The organism is Marinicellulosiphila megalodicopiae (genome assembly GCF_045862395.1).
GTDB classification, from domain to species: domain Bacteria; phylum Pseudomonadota; class Gammaproteobacteria; order Pseudomonadales; family Natronospirillaceae; genus Marinicellulosiphila; species Marinicellulosiphila megalodicopiae.
The window spans coordinates 3,588,754-3,611,080 of record NZ_AP023087.1; the positions used below are offsets into that span (position 1 = coordinate 3,588,754).

At 36.9% G+C, this 22,327-nt stretch carries 27 protein-coding genes; 19 read left to right on the plus strand and 8 right to left on the minus strand.

All coding sequences use genetic code 11. The features are described 5' to 3' along the window. Nucleotides 1-17 precede the first annotated feature (17 nt). The 12 genes from TYM08_RS15395 to TYM08_RS15450 are packed head-to-tail and all read left to right on the plus strand — an operon-like array spanning nt 18 to nt 6,832. Complete coding sequence (locus TYM08_RS15395; protein ID WP_422380037.1) at nt 18-1,439, plus strand: DNA cytosine methyltransferase; 1,422 nt, start codon at nt 18-20, stop codon at nt 1,437-1,439. A 2-nt stretch (nt 1,440-1,441) separates the two neighbouring features. Continuing rightward, nucleotides 1,442-1,672 (plus strand): hypothetical protein, encoded by a 231-nt coding sequence (locus TYM08_RS15400; RefSeq protein WP_422380038.1) that lies wholly within the window; start codon nt 1,442-1,444, stop codon nt 1,670-1,672. A 4-nt stretch (nt 1,673-1,676) separates the two neighbouring features. Continuing rightward, a complete protein-coding gene (locus TYM08_RS15405; RefSeq protein ID WP_422380039.1) occupies nt 1,677-2,234 on the plus strand; it encodes a hypothetical protein in 558 nt (185 codons plus the stop codon). Continuing rightward, complete coding sequence (locus TYM08_RS15410; protein WP_422380040.1) at nt 2,234-3,118, plus strand: hypothetical protein; 885 nt, start codon at nt 2,234-2,236, stop codon at nt 3,116-3,118. The genes TYM08_RS15405 and TYM08_RS15410 overlap by 1 nt, the downstream gene beginning before the upstream one ends. A gap of 30 nt (nt 3,119-3,148) precedes the next feature. Further along, nucleotides 3,149-3,901 carry a hypothetical protein gene (locus TYM08_RS15415; RefSeq protein WP_422380041.1) on the plus strand — a complete coding sequence of 251 codons (753 nt, stop codon included), beginning with the start codon at nt 3,149-3,151 and terminating at the stop codon, nt 3,899-3,901. Continuing rightward, the gene (locus TYM08_RS15420) at nt 3,898-4,503 is read left to right on the plus strand and encodes a hypothetical protein (RefSeq protein WP_422380042.1); all 606 of its coding nucleotides are present in this window, start codon (nt 3,898-3,900) and stop codon (nt 4,501-4,503) included. The genes TYM08_RS15415 and TYM08_RS15420 overlap by 4 nt, the downstream gene beginning before the upstream one ends. Next, nucleotides 4,500-4,859: a hypothetical protein gene (locus TYM08_RS15425; protein WP_422380043.1), complete on the plus strand. Its 360-nt coding sequence runs from the start codon at nt 4,500-4,502 to the stop codon at nt 4,857-4,859. The genes TYM08_RS15420 and TYM08_RS15425 overlap by 4 nt, the downstream gene beginning before the upstream one ends. Next, nucleotides 4,852-5,259 (plus strand): hypothetical protein, encoded by a 408-nt coding sequence (locus tag TYM08_RS15430; RefSeq protein ID WP_422380044.1) that lies wholly within the window; start codon nt 4,852-4,854, stop codon nt 5,257-5,259. The genes TYM08_RS15425 and TYM08_RS15430 overlap by 8 nt, the downstream gene beginning before the upstream one ends. Continuing rightward, nucleotides 5,252-6,016, plus strand: a complete 765-nt coding sequence (locus TYM08_RS15435; protein WP_422380045.1) for a hypothetical protein — start codon at nt 5,252-5,254, stop codon at nt 6,014-6,016. The genes TYM08_RS15430 and TYM08_RS15435 overlap by 8 nt, the downstream gene beginning before the upstream one ends. After that, nucleotides 5,991-6,275, plus strand: coding sequence for a hypothetical protein (locus TYM08_RS15440; protein WP_422380046.1), 285 nt, complete (start codon nt 5,991-5,993; stop codon nt 6,273-6,275). Before TYM08_RS15435 ends, TYM08_RS15440 begins: the two co-directional genes overlap by 26 nt. Beyond that, nucleotides 6,275-6,547 (plus strand): ASCH domain-containing protein, encoded by a 273-nt coding sequence (locus TYM08_RS15445; protein ID WP_422380047.1) that lies wholly within the window; start codon nt 6,275-6,277, stop codon nt 6,545-6,547. Before TYM08_RS15440 ends, TYM08_RS15445 begins: the two co-directional genes overlap by 1 nt. A gap of 3 nt (nt 6,548-6,550) precedes the next feature. After that, nucleotides 6,551-6,832: a hypothetical protein gene (locus tag TYM08_RS15450; RefSeq protein WP_422380048.1), complete on the plus strand. Its 282-nt coding sequence runs from the start codon at nt 6,551-6,553 to the stop codon at nt 6,830-6,832. A gap of 13 nt (nt 6,833-6,845) precedes the next feature. On the opposite strand, the gene TYM08_RS15455 is transcribed toward TYM08_RS15450, so the two are convergent. The 8 genes from TYM08_RS15455 to TYM08_RS15490 form a co-directional block, all read right to left on the minus strand. Beyond that, entirely contained in the window at nt 6,846-8,066 is a 1,221-nt protein-coding gene (locus TYM08_RS15455) for a tyrosine-type recombinase/integrase (protein WP_422380049.1), read from the minus strand. A 399-nt stretch (nt 8,067-8,465) separates the two neighbouring features. Continuing rightward, a complete protein-coding gene (locus TYM08_RS15460) occupies nt 8,466-8,999 on the minus strand; it encodes a DUF2937 family protein (protein WP_422380050.1) in 534 nt (177 codons plus the stop codon). 38 nt (nt 9,000-9,037) lie between these two features. Then, complete coding sequence (locus TYM08_RS15465; protein ID WP_422380051.1) at nt 9,038-9,883, minus strand: symmetrical bis(5'-nucleosyl)-tetraphosphatase; 846 nt, start codon at nt 9,881-9,883, stop codon at nt 9,038-9,040. Nucleotides 9,884-9,897: 14 nt separating this feature from the next. Next, nucleotides 9,898-10,266 carry a Co2+/Mg2+ efflux protein ApaG gene (apaG, locus tag TYM08_RS15470; protein ID WP_422380052.1) on the minus strand — a complete coding sequence of 123 codons (369 nt, stop codon included), beginning with the start codon at nt 10,264-10,266 and terminating at the stop codon, nt 9,898-9,900. Beyond that, nucleotides 10,253-11,059: a 16S rRNA (adenine(1518)-N(6)/adenine(1519)-N(6))-dimethyltransferase RsmA gene (rsmA, locus tag TYM08_RS15475; RefSeq protein ID WP_422380053.1), complete on the minus strand. Its 807-nt coding sequence runs from the start codon at nt 11,057-11,059 to the stop codon at nt 10,253-10,255. Before rsmA ends, apaG begins: the two co-directional genes overlap by 14 nt. Further along, nucleotides 11,052-12,047, minus strand: a complete 996-nt coding sequence (gene pdxA / locus TYM08_RS15480) for a 4-hydroxythreonine-4-phosphate dehydrogenase PdxA (protein ID WP_422380054.1) — start codon at nt 12,045-12,047, stop codon at nt 11,052-11,054. The genes rsmA and pdxA overlap by 8 nt, the downstream gene beginning before the upstream one ends. Then, nucleotides 12,037-13,311, minus strand: a complete 1,275-nt coding sequence (locus TYM08_RS15485) for a peptidylprolyl isomerase (protein WP_422380055.1) — start codon at nt 13,309-13,311, stop codon at nt 12,037-12,039. Before TYM08_RS15485 ends, pdxA begins: the two co-directional genes overlap by 11 nt. A gap of 1 nt (nt 13,312) precedes the next feature. Next, nucleotides 13,313-15,826 (minus strand): LPS-assembly protein LptD, encoded by a 2,514-nt coding sequence (locus TYM08_RS15490; RefSeq protein ID WP_422380056.1) that lies wholly within the window; start codon nt 15,824-15,826, stop codon nt 13,313-13,315. An 83-nt stretch (nt 15,827-15,909) separates the two neighbouring features. Here TYM08_RS15490 and djlA point away from each other — a divergent pair, with 83 nt between their 5' ends. The 7 genes from djlA to rpsO all read left to right on the plus strand — a co-directional run bounded on the left by djlA (nt 15,910) and on the right by rpsO (nt 22,305). Continuing rightward, complete coding sequence (djlA, locus tag TYM08_RS15495; RefSeq protein WP_422380057.1) at nt 15,910-16,737, plus strand: co-chaperone DjlA; 828 nt, start codon at nt 15,910-15,912, stop codon at nt 16,735-16,737. A gap of 57 nt (nt 16,738-16,794) precedes the next feature. Further along, nucleotides 16,795-17,460 (plus strand): HAD-IA family hydrolase, encoded by a 666-nt coding sequence (locus TYM08_RS15500; protein WP_422380058.1) that lies wholly within the window; start codon nt 16,795-16,797, stop codon nt 17,458-17,460. Then, the gene (gene hslR / locus TYM08_RS15505; RefSeq protein WP_422380059.1) at nt 17,457-17,855 is read left to right on the plus strand and encodes a ribosome-associated heat shock protein Hsp15; all 399 of its coding nucleotides are present in this window, start codon (nt 17,457-17,459) and stop codon (nt 17,853-17,855) included. Before TYM08_RS15500 ends, hslR begins: the two co-directional genes overlap by 4 nt. A 3-nt stretch (nt 17,856-17,858) precedes the next feature. Next, nucleotides 17,859-18,713, plus strand: coding sequence for an Hsp33 family molecular chaperone HslO (locus TYM08_RS15510; RefSeq protein ID WP_422380060.1), 855 nt, complete (start codon nt 17,859-17,861; stop codon nt 18,711-18,713). Between the two features lie 18 nt (nt 18,714-18,731). After that, a complete protein-coding gene (locus tag TYM08_RS15515) occupies nt 18,732-21,044 on the plus strand; it encodes a Tex family protein (RefSeq protein ID WP_422380061.1) in 2,313 nt (770 codons plus the stop codon). A 228-nt stretch (nt 21,045-21,272) separates the two neighbouring features. Beyond that, the gene (locus TYM08_RS15520; protein ID WP_422380062.1) at nt 21,273-21,914 is read left to right on the plus strand and encodes a 16S rRNA pseudouridine(516) synthase; all 642 of its coding nucleotides are present in this window, start codon (nt 21,273-21,275) and stop codon (nt 21,912-21,914) included. Between the two features lie 121 nt (nt 21,915-22,035). Continuing rightward, the gene (gene rpsO / locus TYM08_RS15525; protein ID WP_422380063.1) at nt 22,036-22,305 is read left to right on the plus strand and encodes a 30S ribosomal protein S15; all 270 of its coding nucleotides are present in this window, start codon (nt 22,036-22,038) and stop codon (nt 22,303-22,305) included. Nucleotides 22,306-22,327 lie beyond the last annotated feature (22 nt).

The following is a 22,327-nucleotide window of genomic DNA, read 5'->3' on the forward strand; positions in this document are numbered from 1 at the left end:
CTTTTAGGGCAATAATAATGAACGCACAAATCAATTTTCATCTACCAATCAACCCTATTTCATTAAATAAAAATGAGCTAATCGTTGATAATTTCGCAGGGGGTGGCGGTGCATCTTTGGGGGTTGGTAGTGCGTTTGGGCGTGACCCTGATATTGCAATCAATCACGACCCTAAAGCGATTGAAATGCATAAATTAAATCACCCAGAAACAGAACATTACTGCGAAGATGTTTGGGCAGTTGACCCTGTAAAAGCTGTAAAAGGTAAGGCTGTTGGGTTTGCTTGGTGGTCACCCGATTGCACCCATTTTTCAAAAGCTCGCGGAAAAACGCCTGTAAAAAAAGAAATTCGCGGATTAGCTTGGGTGTTATTGCGCTGGGCATGTTTAACAGATATGCGCTGTTTTGCGCTTGAAAATGTAGGTGAATTTCAAGACTGGTGCCCAGTTATTGAAATAGATGGTGAATTATATCCAGACACTAAAAAGAAGGGCGCGACTTACCAGGCGTTTTGTTTGGCGCTAACAACGGGCTTGCCAGAAAATAACGAGGCATGGGAAGAAATTAAAAATTGTCTAGGTGATGATTTTGATTATTCAAAAATAAAAAACGGTTTAGGTTATGAAATTAAATCAAGCGTATTAAAAGCGGATGATTTTGGGGCCGGTACAACACGTCCAAGATTTTATATGATTGGTCGTAAAGATGGTGAAGCGTTTGATATGCCTTCACCTACTCACGGCGATGGATTATTAAAAAAAGATTGTGCGGGTAATCATATCGATTGGGCGATACCAACAAAATCAATATTTGGGCGCCCTAAGCCGTTAGCTGAAAACACATTAAACCGAATAGCAAAAGGCATTGAACGATTTGCATTAGATGGCTCGCCGTTTATTGCCAGAATTGGACAAACTGGATTTGGTGGCGATCGTTTAAGTTGGTCAATTGATTCACCACTAACAACGGTGACCAGCAAAGCCGAACATTTATTGATTACAACGAACATCATTAAATTACGTAACGGATGCATAGGCCAGTCAATTGAAAAGCCGCTTGATACTATTTCAGCGGGCGGCAATCACTTTGGTGAAGTAAGGGCGTTTTTAATTAAATACTACGGACAAAGTGTTGGTCAGCCATTAAATGAAGCAATTCACACAATCACATCAAATGATCGTTTTGGTTTAGTTACTGTAAAAATTAAAAATGGCGTTTACCAGGTTCTTGATATCGGAATGAGAATGTTGCAACCGCACGAGCTTTATAGTGCGCAAGGTTTTTCATCGAGTTATCGATTTTCATACGACATGAACGGGAAAAAGATTTCAAAAAAAGAACAGGTTAAGCGTGTTGGAAACAGTGTCGTGCCAATTATGGCGGAAGTGATCGTGAGATCATTATTTAATTATCCAATCCAAAGTCAGTTGGCTGCATAGCAATGAATAATAAAATTGAAGAATTAAAACACGAGATTGCAAAAGACTGTTTTGATGTGCGCTGTCCTGATCCGCATACACAGTTACCGATTGTTTTAGATTTTGATGAAGAGTTTGAATTATTTAAAACACTGAATTATCAGATTAAAAAACAAGCGACGCACGTTAAAAGAAAAATAGCGTTATTAGTCAGTTTAGAAGTACAAGAAAGCAATCAGCACCATTGGGGGTGAGTAAGTGAATATAGTAGACACAGCAATCAGATCGTTAAAAATTACAGGGGTGGAAAGATTAGATCCAGTCTCTGTTTACATTGAGGGTTATGTACAAGGAAAAGGTAAGCTAACTGTTGAGTGTTTTGGAAAGTCTTGGTCTGCATTCTGGGGCGCAATTGGTAAAAAAACAGTAGAAGAATTTATTTTGTCGTCTGATATTTGTTATTTGGCAAATAGTTTATGGGACCATTCTAAGGAGCAGTACGAGGATGATTTAACCGGAGTTACTCAGTATGTAAGAAAAACAATCATTGAGCGTAGAAGAGAAGAGTTTGTTTGTCGTGATACTGCAAGAGCGATTTATGATATTGAAGATTGGGAATATTCCATGCCTCAGCATCCCTATGATGAATTTCATAAGCATGATGATTTATCGGAGTATCAGTTTATTGATGCGCAAAGTATTTTGGAGAATTACAACATAGAGCAAAAACAAACAAGCGAATATGCCTATTTAAATAGAATTGTGAGTGTCGTACAAGATGCATTAAAGCAATTAAGTGAAAAGGAATCTAAGTAATGAGTAATAAACAACCCACAGTAGAAGAGTTTAAAAAACACGTTGAAAATCATTCAATGCAAGTATTGAGCGACAACGGTGTAAACAGAACATTAGAGTTTAGAAATAACGGATCATCAAATCGGTATTTCACGATTACTACCTGGTCAAATCATTTATGTATATCGGGTGATATGGGGACGTTTGTATTTGCACGATTAGAAGATATGTTTAATTTCTTTCGCAGTGATGATGATGAATTAAATATACAAGGCGGCTATTGGTCTGAAAAGCTAGAAGCTGGTAAGCATATGGCGTTTGATCAAGATCGATTAGTAACTGCATTGTATAAGCGTATTTATTATTACTTTGAAATTGACGACGATCAGTTTAACGAAATTTATGAAGATGAAGATCACGAGCATCATCAAGTTATTGTTGATTTAAAAGACAACGTGATTGATTGCATCGAAGAGTATAACTATGCATCTTTAATTAATGATTTTGAAAGCCCTAGCGATCACAACCCATTAGAAGACTTTTTTATTGATTGTGGTTATGAGTGCGAGTCTCCAACTTATCATTACGTCTGGTGCAAATACGCAATCGTCTGGGCAATAAAACAGTATGACGCAAGCAAAAAAATAGAAAGTTTAAATAGAATAATAAAAGTTACTTATTCAATCGACGGAATGAGGCGCGGATTAAGTAACAAACTAAAAGAACTTAAAAATGAAGTGGAAAGCTTTATTGAAGAATATGGGCGCAGAGAATACGAAGAATTAGCAGATATAACAGACGATTTAATATGCCAATCGAATAGTTTTAATTGTGTCAGCGTCAAGGAAATTGAAGACTTTAGCGATATGAGCGACTTGGAAATTGATGCAATACGAGTAGATTAAAGAAAGTAACCAGCGCCATTGGGGGATTAGATGAAATTACAAATAATCGAAAAAGCATACGAATGGAATACACACGAGCCGTTAGATGGTTTTTACAATCCTGATGATCATATTGTATTTGGCGAAACGGCAGGAAAGGCAAAATATCAGCTGTTTAAAGAAATGCAGGATCTTGGCTGGGTGGATTCGTTTGATGAAATTATTCAAAACTATTCGATAAGACGTTGCAAGTATAACGACAAAGTTAAATTGCCTGATGCGCCTATTCTTGAAACGTTAAGCCAAGAGCAAAAACAAATTGTGTTTCATACAAATGGCAATAACGACAGTATAATTGGTGATAGAAATCATTATTTTATTAAGTCAGAAAATAAAGATATCAGCGCATTGATTGAAATGGGTTTGATGAAAAAAGGTAATGCGATTTTTGACGGTCAGTATTACCACTTAACTGAAATTGGTCAGCAAGTAGCAAATTCAGTGCTTACTATGAAACGAATTGATGTTGAATATTTATCATACAAAGAACCACAGAAAACTGAATCAACGTTAATTTCATTACAAACAGTAAAAAGATGTCCTGAATTTTTAGAATCAAACAAAGATCGTGAGTGCAGAATATATTCTGGTCAGTGGGGTTATTACTGGCGATCTAATGGATCGGGTTATGGCGGGAAGTCAGAGGCAGGTATTTACACATTTAAAGATGCTTATGACCGAACAAGCCATTGTGGAAAAGAAAAAGGCATTTATTTTGAATTTATTGAAGGGGGTGAATCATGAATATTTTAAACTGGACAGCGAATGATTCGGAGGTAAGAAGTTATCTGCGTAGACCGTTTATTCTTGGGGATTGGTTGGTAGCAACAGATGGGCAAAGAATGATTGCGACCACTAAGCTGGTGTGGCCTAAAATTCAATTTAGTGAAGTTACGGATGCATTTAAGGAAAATGTTAGTAATTTAATTAAACCTCTTTTTGATAAGCCATTTCCAAGAAGTTTTAAACTATTGCCGCCAAAGGCTGATTTGGAAAGCGTTTTTATTCCAATGGCGGAAATGTTTGGGCAAGACAGAAAAGAGGTTACTGAAAATTGTTATGAATGTGATGGTGATGGCGTTGTGTGTTTTGACACGCATTACAATCATTATGAGTGTGATTGCAAGAAGTGTGAAGGCCGTGGAATGATCGCTGGCACTCAAGAGTCATTCAAGGAGTGCCAAATATTTAAAATTGATGGCGTAAATATTCATTGTGATTTGATTGAAGAATTATTTAAAGAAAGCGCTGTTCGATACGCAGTGGATACAGAAAAGAAAATGTTCTATTTCAGTGTGGGAATCTTTGTTGGCGTGATTATGGGAACAAGATGGGGTGAATCATGACCATTACCTCTAAAACCAATGACGAAGTGGTGCTTGAAGCATTAAAAAAAGATTTGCTCTTCTGGACGAAAAAAGCAGAAAAATGCAAAGCTGAAAGTGAAGAGCGTGACAATGTGTATACAGATTTGCTAAACATTCACAAAGAATTTACAGAAATCGTACAAAAGAAGGATTACTCAGAAGTCACGATGAATAAATTAGATAAATTAAAGGCCAGAAAAACAGTAACAGATAAAATATTAAAAAAAGATTCGCTGAAATTAAACGACAATCAATTTAATGCCGAGTCTCAAAGAGATACTTTAAAAAGTGAAATTAATAAAATTGAATTTAGAATGGGATTGCGTAATGAGTAATATATTAAATTTTAAAGGTGTTTTTAGCGGTGAAATGGATTTAGATGAAGCAAAGATGGTTTGTGTCCCATCAAAGCCTCACTACGGAACTGTGGATATTTGTTTAAAAAATGATGGTGTGACGGGTAATTTTTGTGTTTTAGATGTTGATTGTAATTCACTTAGTTTTGAAGAGAAGCAAAAGCTAGGGTATGAAGTTGAAAAGCGTTGGAATGCTGGTCAAAAAAATAAGCAATATGAAACCAACGATGATCGACTAAAAGAATTACAAGAAATAATGCGTAATGCTGAAAAGTTAGCGCATGAATTTTTTGTAAATTGTGATCTAGGGGTCGAGCGAGAGCAAGCGAGGCAAAGATTTGAAAATATCAGAAATGCAATGAGGGTTTGTAATGGTTAATACAGATATGAAATTATTAGATACATCTAAGCAGCCAAACGAAGTTTTTAATCAGATTGCTGAATATTTAAGAAATGCACGACCTAGTGCTAATTTCGATACTCTTGCGGATGAGATTGACGAAATGGCGAAGGATTGGGTTTTGCGTTTAGATTCATTGTCTAATATTGAAGAAGGAAAGATTTCGGTTAACGGCAACTGTCTTAAATTGTACGCACAGGCTTTCGCAAACATGCTAAAAGGTAAGCCGTTAAAAAATTACATCCAAATGCACTTGGATCATAAAGATATTGGAAAGATGACAGTTACTCTACAAAGGGTTGAAGGGTTATCGCCTGCAGAAAAATTAAATACTGCATTAGAGCGCATCCAAGAGCTTGAACAATCTAACCAGTTAAAATGGAACAACCCAGAAACCACGCCAACGGTAAAACTAGGTACCGAAGAATTATTTTGGATAGCGGTACAGTCATCGAGACGAGAAGAGCCGTTTGTCTTTTTAGCTTATTTTCAAAACCGTCCATGTGACACAGCAATCGCAAATGATGATGGGCCAGTAGAACATTGGGCGGTGTCAAATGAGCATGATGGTTATGTGTCGTCGGTGGGTTGGGTTGAAAATAAAGCCCATTACGATTATTCAGAATTTTATGAGCCTCTTGAATTTAATGATGATTACAAGTTATTAGCCTGGGCTGAATATATCGCTCCAAAATTCACGGGGGTGATCTGTGACAGAAACGATCAAGATTCGTAAATTAATCGCGCAGCAAGAGCATGATTGTAATGCGGCTCAATGGATATTAGAAAGCCGGTTATATCAGTTCAAAAAAATGAGTGATGAGGATTTACAGATTATCGAACAAGCCAAGGCCGAAAATTTTAAAATTAAAAAAGGGGCTTGGTATAAAAATATTGCCGCTGAAAATGAAGATGAATTTTTAGTGTTTCGTGCGCGCTTGGATTTGGATGCAATTTGTCATAAATATAAACTTTATATTGGTGAGCGCAAATAATGAAATTACACCTAAATCTAAAAGGCGAATATTTTCATCAAATAAAATGCGGTGAAAAAAAGTATGAATACCGATTGTTTAATAACTATTGGAAAAAACGATTAACGCACCCGGTAACGTTTAGTGAAATTGTCATTAAATTAGGTTATCCAAAATCAGATGATAAAGAGAAAATCATTTGTAGGCCGTGGAAAGGCTTTGAAGTGACAACAATCACACACCCGCATTTTGGTGATGATCCTGTTCAAGTTTTTGCGATTAAGGTTAATTAAATTATGAAAACAAAAACACTATGCACTGCAAGTTTCGAGCAATGCCAAAATGAAAATTGTTTTGATCGTGCGCGTATGACTGTTTTGAATAAATTACAAAAACGAGGATTGGAGTTGAATAAAATTAATTATGTGGATTTGTCGGATAATTGTGAAAAAAAACCTATGCTAGCTTCACAATCAAGCGGAGAAATGATTTATTTAAAAGCACCAAAAGGTTCGATTGATTTATTAGTTAATCAGTTAAACCAAGAATTAAAAAAATATGATAATTATCCAAAATAATTAGGGGTAATAATCAATGTAATTGAGTAATAAAACCTAAACCATTCAAATCAATAAACCACTTACTATAAACCTCAGTTTGCTCATCCAAATAATTATGGTGGTCGTACACATGCCATTGACCAGGTAATTTATGACCAAGCATAATTTCAGATATATGAGGTTGGGCGTACTTAGAAAAATTGGTTCTAGCTGTTCTTCTTAAATCATGTATTGACCAATGTTCCATTTCAAAATCTTTATTCTTTCTTAGCCACTGCATCACGTTATACGGAAGTGCTAATGGCGAACTCCTGCTCATAACATTTTTATTGTTAGCGTTGTTGAATAAATACTCACTTCCCTTGCTTAAAAGCATCGCTTCTTTAATCAACGGGATAAGTTCAGGAATGATAGGTCGGTATAATGGCTTGCCAGTTAGTTTACCAATTTTGTGATTCTCTGCAGGTACAGTCCAAACCATCTCGTCAAAATCAAAATCTGATTTCTTAGAAACTCTAAGCTCACCATTTCGACATCCATAAAAAAGACATAATTTAATGAATAATGAATTCTTGCGAGTCATTCGAGATTTATCTAATGCTTCGAGTAATAATGTCACTTCATCGTTGGATAAGACTCGATTAACTTGCTTCTTAGATATTCGTAAATCTGCTTTTGCTGTAATTAATGCGATTGGGTTAATTTCAATAATTCCACGCTTAATACCCCAGTTATAGCATTGCTTAACATTCACTAAAACACGTTCAGCGATACTTTCAGATTTTGTTTTGATTTTATGAAGATGCTCCATCCAAATTTGTGGAGTGATGTCTTTTGCATCTAACACCCCCAAATCCTTAAATACATAAAGCTCAAACGATCTTAATAGCTCAACATGACCAGTTTTAACATTCACGCAGTAATCATTGTAGAACGCCATAAAAAGGCCTTTAAAATTTTTAGTGTCACCAGCTGGATTTCGTTCTATTGATTTAATTGATTTAGGATCTTTACCCTTTTCTAGTAATGAGCGATAACGCAGATTTTCAGACCTAGCATCTTTTAACGATATTTTTGGATAACTCCCTAAATCTAATCGAGTTAACTTTCCATTAATTCTGTATCTCATTTGGAAAGTAATTTTACCTTTAGGGCTCACACGGATGCTTAAGCCGTCACGATCAGTAACCTCAATTCTTTTATCAATTAGCTTTCCATTATTCGCTTTTAGCCAAGTATCAGTTAACGCCATGCCATCCTCTCATGTGTACATATTATAAAATATTAGCAAATTTATAATTTTGTGTACACAAATATGTACATATTTCACTTTGTTTAGGTTGGCTTAGAATGTTTTAGGTTGGAATACCTAAACCCTTATTTTTAAAGGACTTAAAGAGAGTTTGAAGTAATTTTGTATTAGGTTGAATTTGGTTTAATTACGCACGATTATGTGGGTGGGAAATGATCGCAAAGGTGCGACGAGTTTGAATTTCTTTTTCAAGTTGAGATAACGACATGTTCAATCTGTGCAAAAAATGGGGGCGCTATTGTCGCTGATTTTGATTACATTTGCGAATCTTAGGAGAATGATAGTTAAAAAAAATGCCTTATAGAAAATAAGGCATGTATTTTTGATTGAAATCAGGGTTTATCGATGAATTGTTTTTTTGATTCGTCGCTTTTGTTTGATTTTAAAATACCCATATTTACAAACAAATTGAATAAACTCATATAAAGCGCAGCAAATCACCGCAAAAATAGCACCGAAAGCTAAGGCTACGAGAGTAAATTGTACACTCATTGTATATTGATCTATGGTTCGATTATAAATATCCGTATCTGCCTGAAAAATCAAAACAAACCCTGCTGAGAAAATATTCTTATCTAACAATACTTTATGTTTTTTTAAATAACTATACCGATCAACTAAGGTTTGGATGACCGTTGCTTCATCTTTAAATGAAGGGTTTTGACTTTGCTTATGTAATTCTATTAGATCTTGCATATCACCATTGTGATATTTATTTGCAATAATTTGATATTGTTTTAATAAACTTGTGGCCTCTATTAATTGGGCGTCCACACGCTTGGTATATTGATCAATAACAGAAGGTATTTGTAAGCCAATTAAAAACATGACAGTGAATAACACCATAGTAAGGTAATGATTTATTTTCGCCATGAAACCTCTTCAAAAAATAATTATTTCTGATTGACCATTTATTCGAGCATTTGTTTTATTTTTAAATTCGAATCACACAACCACATTTCATTGGTTTTGGGATTGACCATTTTTAAGTATCCATCCCAAATATACCCAGCATCAGTCGCTATGTATTTATGATGCCCACTGTTTCCTTCCAGCGCCGCCCAATGACCAAAATACCAAGTACCATCAAAAGGAATAATGCGATCCTGCTCAAACCATGGAATCGCCTCATAGGACAAACTGGCTTCTAAGTCTGCGCCCGCCTTGTGCATTAATTCTAATGTACCGTCTTCTTCAATCATGCGCATTCGAGTAAAGTAATTGGTAATGACTCTAAGCCGATCATTTCCCTTAAGTGAATCATCCCATTTTGCAGGTTGATTCCCGTACATATTTTTGAAAAATGACTTCCTACTTGCTTTATCAATTAAGGCTTGATGAAATTCATTCGACAATTCCACTGCTTTTTCAGCAGAAAAAATATGAGGCAAACCGGCATGTGACATAAAAATTGTTTTTTTCTTGTTATGATGCACCAATGGTTGTTGATATAACCACTTAGCCATTTTTTTGCAATTTTTATGATTTAAAATATCATCCAGTGTGTCGAACTTCCCTGGAGATTTCACCTTATTAATAATGGCTAATAAGTGTAAATCATGATTACCTAATACAATTTTTACGCAACTTTCATGACGCATAATAAATTCAAGACAGGCTAATGATTGGGATCCACGATTAACGATATCACCAGCAAGCCATAACTCATCTTTTCCATAGTTAAATTCAACTTCACTAAGCAAAGCCAATAAAGGGGTCAATGATCCCTGTAAGTCCCCAACTATATATTTAGCCATTTAATTACACTTTATTAATTTACTTTATTTGGAATTTGTAATGTAAAAAGATCAATTGGAAAACTTAATAATTCTCCATCTTGAGTAATACCATGATACGAGCCACTCATAAACCCTATTTCAGTTGCTATGGCCACACTGGAAGTATACTCAAAGCTTTCACCAGGAATGATCGTTGGTTTTTTACCCACTAGGCCTTCGCCTTTAACATGAATTACTTTTTCATTGGCATCGGTAATTTCCCAAAATCGGCTAAGTATTTGAATATTCTGATCACCGTTATTTGTAATATTTACATGATATGCAAACACATATTTTTCTGAATCTGAAAACCTAGGGATAAATTCACCTTCGGTTTCGATTAACACATCACTGATTTGCATGATCATCTTCACCTTGGTTTTTTAGTATGGCTGCATATAAATTACTGATATCGATATATTGATCTAAGGTAATGGTTTCTGGTCTCATTGTAGGATCAATACCGATCTCAATAAGCTGCTCTGCTGTAATGATTTTTTTCAAATTATTACGAAGTGTCTTTCTTCTTTGTGCAAAAGACGTTCTTACAATATCAGCAAACACTTTTTCGTCATCCGCTAAACGTTTTACTTTTTTAGGGGTTAAACGCACAATAGCAGAATCGACTTTTGGTGCTGGATCAAACGACTCAGGCCCGACAATAAATAAGAATTCAGTTTCACAATGATATTGCACCATCACTGTTATACGCCCGTAATCTTTAGTAGAAGGCACTGCACATAAACGCTCAACCATTTCTTTTTGCAACATAAAATGCATATCTTTTATATCATCAGCAAAATCTAATAAATGGAAAATTAATGGCGATGAAATGTTATAAGGCAAATTACCTGCAATACGCATCGGTGTTTTATTTAATGATAAAAAATCAAACTTTAATGCATCGGCTTCATGAATATTAAATTGATCATAATTGAAAAATTTTGTTCTTAAAATAGGAATCAAATCTCTATCTAATTCAATGACATCCAATTTTTTTGCACCATCAAGCAACCCTTGCGTTAACGCACCTTGGCCAGGGCCAATTTCAATGACGTGCTCATCTTCTTTTGGGTGAATACAACGTACGATTTTATCTATTACATTATTATCATGTAAAAAATTCTGCCCAAATCGTTTTCTAGCTTTATGCATAATTAGCCTTTTGACTCATTTGTAATGCCCATTTAATGGCACAAATTAAACTTCTTTCTTTTGCCTGTCCAGTTCCTGCTAAATCTAAAGCCGTACCATGATCCACAGAGGTTCGAATAATAGGTAAACCCAGAGTAATATTTACTGACTCACCAAAACCAATGCATTTTAAAACAGGTAAACCCTGGTCATGATACATCGCTAACACTGCATCGGCTTTTTCTAAATAAGGTGGTGTAAATAACGTATCAGCAGGTAATGGCCCAATAATATTGGCCTGTGTTTTAAATGTTTTTAAAGTCGGCTCAATCACTTCGATTTCTTCCATACCCATATGACCAGATTCGCCAGCATGAGGATTTAAACCTGCTACCAAAATCGTTGGATTTTTCAAACCGAATTGTTGTTTTAATGATTGAATTAACGTCGCTAATATTTCACTTAATAATTCTGGAGTAATCGCTGCAGCCACATCTTTCAAAGGTAAATGCGTGGTCACTAATGCCACTTTTAATTTAGTGCAAGCTAGCATCATGACTACTTTATCAGCACCCGTGCGTTCTTCTAAAAACTCTGTATGTCCACTAAATGGTACACCACTTTCGCAGATCACCCCCTTATGAACAGGTGCCGTCACCATGGCATCAAAGGTGTTATCAACACAGCCATCTGTTGCTATTTTTAATAATTCAAGCACATACTCTGAATTTTCTGAATCCAGCTTTCCTGGAATCACTTCGTTTTTAACAGGCACATGATACAGCAACAAAACACCCGCTTTATGAGCAGGAGTAGGGTCCCCTGGCATCCATAATTCAATGTGTATTTTTATTTTAAGCAGCTCAGCTCGTGCAATAAAAACGGATTGATCCCCCAGCACAATCCAGCTTGCCATATGATTATTTTTGGCAGCTTTTAAAATAATATCCGGACCAATTCCTGCTGGTTCACCACTTGTGATTACTAATCTTTTTGTGCTATTTGTCATCTTTGATTCGATTTAGTTTGAAGTTAACGTCACTTTCATTGCTGTATTTAATATAAGCTGATGATTTTAAATCAGCTAACCAGCGCGGATATTCTTCTTGAAAGGCTTTATCACCAATGGCTTGTTTGGCTAAGTTTTTTAAGTTTTCATTATATAAATCTTTTTGACGACGCTCGGTTACTTGTAAAAAGTGAAAACCATAATCCGTCTCAAATACTGTGCTTAGTTCATTGATTTCTACCGTTGGTAACGCAGCGCGAAATTCCGGTACCATTTCAGATCCATCAGTCCATCCTAAATTACCACCTAATGCCGCACTGCCTTTATCATCAGAATATTTTTTGGCGACCGTAACAAAATCCGCCCCCTGTTTTATTTGTTGATGTAATTGATTTATTAATTCCAATGATTGTTCTTTGCTGCGTAATTCATTTGGCATAACTAATATATGTCGTGCAAAATGCTGTGTGATGGATTGTTTTGCATCGCCTTTAATTTCAATAATTTGAATGAGATGAAACGTTCCAGAACGCTCAATCACTTCAGATACCGCATTGGTTTTTAATCCTTCGATATTATCTACAAATATTTTAGGTAAGTTTTCTTTTTTCCGATAACCCAAATCCGTTGCACTTTCATCTTCGCGCAACCCCTGATTAGTTAAACGTACTTTATAGTCGGTTGCTTCTTGAAAGGAATCAAAACGTTTATGCAAAATTCGATATTCTGGATCCGTTAATTCTTTAGAACGCTGAGCACTTAATGCACGATCTGTTTGCGCATCACTGACACGAATTAAATTCCCCACTTCATATCGAACCAGCATTTGGATCATGATTTGTTCACGAATATTTTCACGATATCGAGAATAATCCTGACCTTGCTGTTCAAGTAAGGTGACAAACGATGGCAAATCTAAATTATTTCGCGCAGCAATTCCGGACACCTCTTCATTTAACATTTGATCTGAAACATTCACGCCAATTCTTTTAGCACGCTGAACTAAAATTGAACGTTCAACCAACTCATCAATCACTTGAGATCTGACTAATTCCATATTTGCTAAAAGGGCACCTTGGTTTTGAGAAATTAATAACCCTGTTTTTTCTTTTAGCGCTACTTCAACGTCGCTGGTTAATATCACTTCGTCATTGACAATCACTTCGGTTTGATCGACCCATTGCACTTGAGCAACTGCAACTATAGAAAAAGCCAACGTGATCGCAAGTACGTAGGTTTTGCGCATAATAAATCGTGTAATCATATTAATCCTGTTCAAATAGGCTGCCCGGATAGGCAGGTAAATATTTATCTATTGTGGTATCAAAGCCTTGATCTAAACGCCCCATACCTTTAAAAATCACTTGAAAATGAAGTTTATTATCTTCATGTTCTTCATCTAAAAAATTGTTATAGCTTAACATACGAAAGGCCCAACAACAGTCATCATATTCAACCCCTATTGCCATTTCTTCTAATTGATAATTTTCAGCCTCTTCATTGGCCAAATTATATTGCCATTTACCGTAACCAATTAAACCAATTTGATGATTTAATGCCCACTGGCCTGACAATGATAACAAATGCGTACTGAGTTCAGTTTTATTTACATCATCATCTGTAATTGAATAATCACTATAACTGGTAAGCCTTATGTAATGATTATTTGGTAATTTATATTTAAACTCAACCTGCCTAGTTTCAATTAACCACTCAGGTGAATACCCCCATATTCCAGACAATGATGTTGCACTATTAGGAGTAAAGCTTGCTTGGACGTTATAATTACTAAAACGTTCAAATTCAGGATTTTCTACTGCTACTGATTGAAGATTTAATAGCTCTTGTTTAATTAATTTACTTTGCTTAATACTAAACTTAGTATGAGTGCGTTTATTTTTTTGCAAACTAAACCCCACCCCATAATGCAACTCGCTTGTGTCACCTAATCTATCAGTACCAGTAAAGCGAATTGAATTCCCATAACTTGACGATTGATTGGCACTATCTAGTACAGGAAGATAGCTAGTATCAACAAACGGAGCGTATTGCCAAATTAATTCAGGTTGAACTAACAACTGCTGTTGATCTGTGATTTTTACAGGCACATTTAATTGCTGAGTAAAGGTAGACATTGCCGATAAATAGCCTATTTTTTGTTCATCCAACACCTCAGCATCAGGATAAATCGCACCTTGAACTAAAAGATTTGGCTTTACTTTATAAGTGGCATCAGTGTTTGCAATATTCACGCTCATTGGAAAGGCATAATTAGATTTTACCGACAAACGTAACTGTTCAGTTATTGCTACATCATTACTTAATTCAGTAGGTAATTGCCTATCAAAATTTGCCACTTGTAACGAAACCGACTGGTTAATTTTAAAATCTTTTACACTGGGCGTTTTATATTTCGCCTCAAAAGAAGGAGCAACCTGGAACGCATACTCGCTTGCAAAAACAGGGGTTTTTAATGCTTTTTCACTTGCACTTAAAGCGGACCAATCGGCAATTGAAATGATGTCTTTTCTATCATCTGCTTGCTGCCATTGTTGTTTAAAATATAAATCCCATCCTAACTCTTTTGTATTTAATACATGCTTTAAACGATGAAATTTATCCGCCCCCATCTCTAGCGCCCAACTGGCATCTAATGTTTGATAAATTAATGTATCATCTAATTGATAGCGGTTATTCATACTTTGCATGGCAGAGTTAGTTTCAATGCCCCTGTAAAAATCTTGAAAGAAAAACTGATCACTTAAAGCATTAAGTTCTATGTCTGAAGTAAACCACCCTAAATTCCATTGCTGCTCAAACGTCAAATAATATCGATCAATATTTTTAAGACTATTCCCCTGAGTCCGACTAGGCATAACACTATAGGCACCAAGCAACTGCCCCTGCTGACGATTACCCAAAAACCTCAATTCATTATTTAACAATACCCCTGATTTTTCTTTATCATTAATAGTCTGAGTTAAATAAGAAACCGTAGTGGTCATATCGATATTTGGTTTAAATCGAAAATAAATAGGCTGATTAAACTCAGATAATTTACCATCAGTTAAAGCAAAAGTTGGAACCAGCAAACCACTTGTAGCATGATCATCAAACGGCATATGTATATAAGGTGTAAAGAAAACCGGAACCCCTCCCACCCAAAGCCAATTGTTTACACTGGTAATCATTCCTGTATTTGGATCAATTTTAAGTTTTGATCCCTTTAACCACCAAGATTTTTGATCAGGGTTACACCGACTTATTGTAAAATCTTTTAGATAAAACACACCATTTTCATCTCGGCGAATTTCATTTGCGCTGCCATTTACATTACTTCCATGAATCACAAATTGTGCATTTTTAATTGTGCCAGTGTGTTTTTTAATATCCATTTCAACTGAATCGCCTTGCAACATCAACCCATCAAATCGCATTTGAGTTTGGCCATTTAACAAAGTTTGACCCGTTGATTCGTGCATTTCAATAGACTGACTTAGCAACACAATAGATTTTTCAATGATTATTGCATTACCTTCAAGAATCCAAGTTTGATCCATAAGCGACTGAGATTGAGACTGAGCTTTACGAACGCCTTCTTCAGCATTTTCGCTATATTCATTAAATCTGTCGACAAACTGGCCAGAACAAGACTGACTGATCGTTTTTTGTTGAGATGTGGATAATTCATCATAAGGTACAAAATCCAAATTCATTTCTTGGGCCCATGCAGAAGCCGCTAAAAACAACAAACTTTGTAATAATAAAAATCGCAGCAAACACATAAGCAAAGGGTTATGATAAAATTAACTGTCTATCTTACCGAAATTAAAAACTTGAGACATCTATTAAGCGAGGAATCATGCAAATTTTTGGAAAACTCATAGCTGGAAGCATCGGTTTCTACTCAGGTCATATACCTGGATTGATTCTTGGCTTAGTTGTGGGGCATATCTTTGATCGATCATTACAAAAAACCGACGACCCATTTACAGGCAGTGCACCTCAACGAGGAGTGATGCAAGCTGTATTTTTTCAAGCTACATTTCTAGTAATGGGAAAAATAGCAAAAGCAGACGGACGTGTCAGTGAGCAAGAATTACAATCCGCCCGCCAAGTCATGAAGCAAATGGGTTTAAATGAAACTCAGCGACTGGAAGCCATGAAATTATTCAGCGAAGGCAAATCCTCTCAATACGATATTGGCGAAATACTAATTGATCTGCGTGACGCAGTGGGAAATCGCTCAACGTTAACAACCATATTTTTAGAAATTCAATTACAAACTGCCTATGCCGATGGCCAACTTTCACAAAACGAGCGTATTGTTATCCAAAAGATTTGCCAGTTTTTAAACATCAATAAACTGCAATTTGAGTTCATCAACCAACGTATTTTTGCCCAACAACAATTTAATCAATCACGCCAACGCTATCGCAATCAAAATCACCAAAGAACCAACTATCACACTGACGCTCAATTACTTGATAAAGCCTACGCAAGTTTGGGTGTAACAAAAAACGCGGGGGATGCAGAAGTGAAAAAAGCCTATCGTCGTTTAATGAGTCAACACCATCCAGACAAATTGGTGGCCAAGGGTTTACCTAAAGAAATGATGCAGATCGCCAAAGAGAAAACTCAAGAAATTCAAACCGCCTACGAAATGGTTAAAAAATCCCGCAAAAAATAAGCGCATTGATTTTAATAGTGATAAGATTTTGCTTTTACTGCTTCAGAATTTATCAACATGACTCAATCTATTATCAACTGGCAAACCATCGAAACCGTTCTTTTAGATATGGACGGTACCCTTCTTGATCTGCATTTTGATAATTACTTCTGGAAAAATACAGTCATCGAGCAATATGCTAAAAAGCACGATTTAACGTTAGATCAAACCACGTTACTGTTAAATGAGCGATTTAAAGAACACGAAGGCCATTTAAATTGGTACTGTCTTGATTTTTGGCGTGACGAATTGGGCTTGAACATCATCGAACTCAAACAATCGATTAACCATAAAATCCAATACTTGCCAGGGGTGATTGAGTTTTTAGAAAAACTTAAAACATTGCCCGTCAAAGTCGTTATGACCACCAACGCCCATCGCGACAGCATTGCAATTAAAGATGAACAAACTCAAGTCACCGATTGGTTTGATCAAATCGTCAGTGCGCACGATTTTGGATTTTCGAAGGAATACGATGAGTTTTGGCAACACTTAGACGCAAAATTAACATCCAAACCTGAAAATTGTGTATTTATAGATGACAATTTACCTATTTGCGCCAAAGCCAAACAAATGGGCATTGCTCAAGTTTTTAGCATCGCAAAACCCGACAGCACCTTGCCAAATAAAGATCCGTCCCCATCATTTGTGCAATTAAATTCATTGATGGACTTATTTAAATGAGCATCGAAAAAACCGAATTAAAAGTAAGAATCGACAAGTGGCTGTGGGCCGCGCGATTTTACAAAACCAGAAGCCTTGCTAAACAAAACGTAGAAGGCGGAAAAGTGCATTATGACGGCCAGCGCATTAAAGCCAGCAAAATCGTGGAAGTGGGCCAAACCCTTCGTTTACGTATTGGCCTAGAAGAAAAAACAATCACTATTTTAGCCGTTAGCGACAAACGTTTAAGCGCACCATTGGCACAAGCATTATATGAAGAAAGCAGCGAAAGCATAGAAAAACGCACCGCTGAAGCACAAAACAGAAAAGACATGAACGCCTCCATATTAGCCCCACAAAAACGTCCCGACAAAAAACAACGTCGTGATATTTTAAAAACCAAACATAGTTATTAAATCATGAAAAATACCGATCAGTCCCAAACCTTCCTTTTTGACGATACCGCTATTCGTGGTCAAATCATTCATTTAAACCAATCGTATCTTGATGTTGTGGATAAAAAAAATTATCCAACCAAAATTCGCCACATGCTTGGTGAATTTTTAGCATCTGTGACGGCATTAAGCTCCACTTTGAAGTTTGAAGGCAGTTTGATTTTACAAGCGAAAAGCCAAGGCCAAGTTCGCTTGATTATGGCAGAGTGCAAAAACCGTGAATTTGTCCGCGCAATTTGCCATTTTGACGAGAATTTCGACGAAGATAAGCCCCTATTTGAACAAGGTAACTTAGCGTTAACCTTAGAGCCTTTAAAAGGAAAACCTTATCAATCGTTAATTGCCTTACACGAAGACAATATCGCAAAAGGCATTGAAGAGTATTATTTGCAGTCTGAGCAAATCAAAACGTCGTTTAAAATTGCTGTTAACGACAACCAAGCCAGCGCCATGATGATTCAAGCAATGCCATTATTTGCGAACAATAGCTCTTTACAAATTGAAGATGAATCATACAATCGTGTGTCTTATTTATTTTCAACATTAAAAGATAAAGAGATACTAGAACTTCCAAACCAAGAAATTTTATATCGATTATTTCACGAAGAAACCGTTCGTGTGTACGACCCTAAAGATCTGTCATTTAAATGCGGCTGTTCACGCAAACGTTGTGAAAATGCAGTGATTAATTTAGGGCTTGAAGATGCTAAATTGTTGATTCAAGAACAGGGAAAAATCAGCGTTGACTGCCAATTTTGCAATCAACATTATAGTTTCAAAGACAGCGATCTTGCAGAGATCTTCCAACCACCTCACTAATTTTAAAGTTTGAATTTTATGTCTGAAAAAATATTTAATCACCTAGCAAAAGAGCTAAATGTACAGCTTCAACAAGTAACAGCCACCGTTGCCATGCTAGACGAAGGATCGACCGTGCCATTTATTGCCCGTTACCGAAAAGAAGTAACCGGCGGTTTAGACGACATCCAATTACGTACATTAGAAGAACGTTTACGTTATTTACGCGAACTTGAAGACAGAAGAGCGACAGTGATTGCCTCTGTTGAAGAACAAGGCAAAATGACCGACGCACTTAAAAAGGCCTTTTTAGAAGCGGCAAGCAAAACAGAATTAGAAGATTTATATCTTCCTTACAAACAAAAACGTCGCACCAAAGCACAAATTGCCATTGAAGCGGGGCTTTTACCATTAGCCGATGCCTTGTTAAATGACCCAACACTCGTACCTGAAGATCAAGCGACTCAATACTTAAATACTGAATTTAAAATAGCGACCACTAAAGACGCACTTGATGGCGCTCGTTTTATCTTAATGGAACGTTTTGCCGAAGATGCCACCTTAATTGGCGCAGTTCGTAACTATTTAGATAAAAATGCAGACATTATTGTTGCGGTGGTTCCGGGCAAAGAAGTCGAAGGCGAGAAATTTCGTGATTACTTTGAGCACACAGAAAAGCTGAAAACCATGCCAAGCCATCGTGCACTGGCTGTTTTTCGTGGTCGTAATGAAGGTATCTTACAATTTCAAATGGGATTAGACGGCACACCCGCACGTGAAAGTGTGACCTGCGAATCTATGATTTGTGATCATTTCAAATTAAAAAATGAAAACCGCCCTGCGGATTCATGGTTAATGCAAGTGGTTCGTTGGACATGGCGCGTGAAGTTACTTTCGCACATTGAGACCGATCTTGTGGGTAAATTACGCGAAAAGTCTGAAGATGACGCTATTTCGGTATTTGCTAAAAACTTAAAAGACTTATTATTAGCCGCCCCTGCTGGCGCACGTACCACACTTGGCTTAGATCCTGGTTTTAGATCCGGCGTTAAAGTTGTGGTAGTTAAAGATAGTGGCGATATCGCCGAACATGGCGTTATTTACCCGCATCAACCGCAAAATCAATGGCAACAAGCCATCGAAGTATTAGCATTATTATGTCGCAAATACGAAGTTGATTTAGTGGCAATTGGTAACGGCACGGCATCGCGTGAAACCGACAAGTTAGTGAATGAGTTAGTAAAACAAAACCCAACGCTAAAACTGAACAAAATTGTGGTTTCTGAAGCAGGCGCATCGGTGTATTCAGCCAGTGTATTAGCCGCTCAAGAATTTCCTGATTTAGATGTGACCATTCGTGGCGCCATTTCTATTGCCAAACGTTTACAAGATCCCCTTGCAGAGTTAGTGAAAATTGACCCAAAAGCCATTGGTGTTGGACAGTATCAGCATGATGTTTCGCAAGTTGCTTTGGCGCGTTCACTGGATGCCGTTGTAGAAGATTGTGTGAATGGTGTCGGTGTGGATTTAAATACAGCATCTGAGCCGTTATTAACGAAGGTTTCTGGATTAACCAAGTCCGTTGCCTCCCAGATCATCGCTTTTAGACACAAGATTGGTCAATTTGACAACAGAAAACAATTATTAGAAGTACCACGTTTAGGCGCAAAAGCGTTTGAACAAGCGGCGGGTTTCTTGAAAATTGCCAACGGCTCTAACCCACTTGATAACTCTTCGGTGCATCCTGAAGCGTATTCAGTGATCGAAGCCATGTTAGCTAAAAACAATAAAACTATTGGTCAGATCGTGGGAGATAGCGCATTTTTAAGAAGCATTGATCCTAAAGAGTTTGCAAACGATCTTGTTGGTGAAGTGACCATAAAAGATATTTTAAAAGAGCTTGAAAAACCCGGTCGTGATCCTCGTCCAGAATTCAAAACCGCCACCTTTGATGATTCAGTAGAAGAGATTAAAGATCTTCGATTGAACATGATTTTGGAAGGCGTGGTAACGAACGTAACGAATTTCGGTGCGTTTGTGGATGTAGGTGTTCACCAAGATGGTTTGGTGCATATATCTGCATTAAGTCACACGTTTGTAGAAGATCCGAGCAAAGTTGTGAAAGCCGGCGATATTGTTAAAGTGAAAGTAATGGAAGTAGACGCCGATCGTAAACGCATAGCATTAACCATGCGTTTAGACGACGATGCCAGCCAAGTTGAGAAAAGTAACGACAACAAACCTCAACGTGGTGGCGCAAGAAGCAGTCAAAACCATAATCGCAAACAAAACCAAGAAGCGCCAGCAAATACAATGGCGTCATTATTCGCTAAAGCAGGCCTTAAAAAGTAAATCCGCTTTAATGCTATTCGTCATCCTCGACAGCCTTATCGTCGGGGATCCAGCGCCCGCAACATCAAACCACTGGATCCACGACAAAAACAAGTCGCGGATGACAACAAACATTTAATTGCCATTAAAATCAAAAAGCACAGGTAGTCTGTGCTTTTTTATACCCAATAAGAAAATTCAATGCCGCTAATCAAATTCCTCAAAGCCAACACCTTATACAGCAAAAAAATGTTACGACAGCTGTTAGCCAGCGGAAAAGTGAGCGTTAACCATGCTGTAGAAATAGACGGGCAAATCCCCGTCACGCCTTTTGATTTAATACAATGCGAATCGAACATTCTGCAAAACAAACACGCTTATTACATCATGTTAAACAAACCCATTGGCGTAGTGAGCGCGACAACAGACGAGCAACATAAAACCGTAATTGATTGTATAAATGAGCCTTTTGCCGACCAATTGCACATTGCAGGCCGATTGGATTTAAATACTTCAGGATTAGTGATCCTGACCAATGACGGGCAATTTTCGCGAAAAATCACACAACCTGAAGAGAAAATCGGCAAAAAATACGAAGTTGGGACTGAAAACACAATCACCGATGAATATATCAAATACTTTGCCAAGGGAATGTTTTTTGATTATGAACAAGTACAAATACAACCCGCCATTTTAAAAATACGAAACAACCACAATGCACAATTAACGATTTTTGAAGGCAGATACCATCAAGTTAAACGCATGTTTGCCCGTTTTCAAAACAAGGTTATCAGCCTGCATCGCACCTCGATGGGAGCAATTGAATTAGACAAAAACTTAAGGGCTGGGGAATATCGTTTTTTAAGTGAAACCGAAGTTAATTCCATCTAATAATTCCCCTGTATTGACTATCATTTTTTAAGTCTTTTGAGTATAATCCGCGTCCGAATCTGTCTGTAAATATGCACGGGCACGATTCTTATTTTTAATGCATATTAATTAGGAGTCCGTTATGGCACTTTCCGCATCAGTTAAATCTGAAATCGTTACAAAATACGCTCAATCTGAAGGCGACACTGGTAGCCCTGAAGTTCAAGTTGCATTGTTAACTGCGAACATCAATGAATTACAAGGTCATTTCAAAGAGCACCATAAAGATCACCATTCACGTCGTGGTTTGATTCGTATGGTAAACCAACGTCGTAAGTTGTTGGATTATTTGAAACGTAAAAATGCTGCACGTTACACAAGCTTAATTTCTAGCTTAGGTCTACGTCGTTAGTAGTTAAAAGAATTAGCCTCGA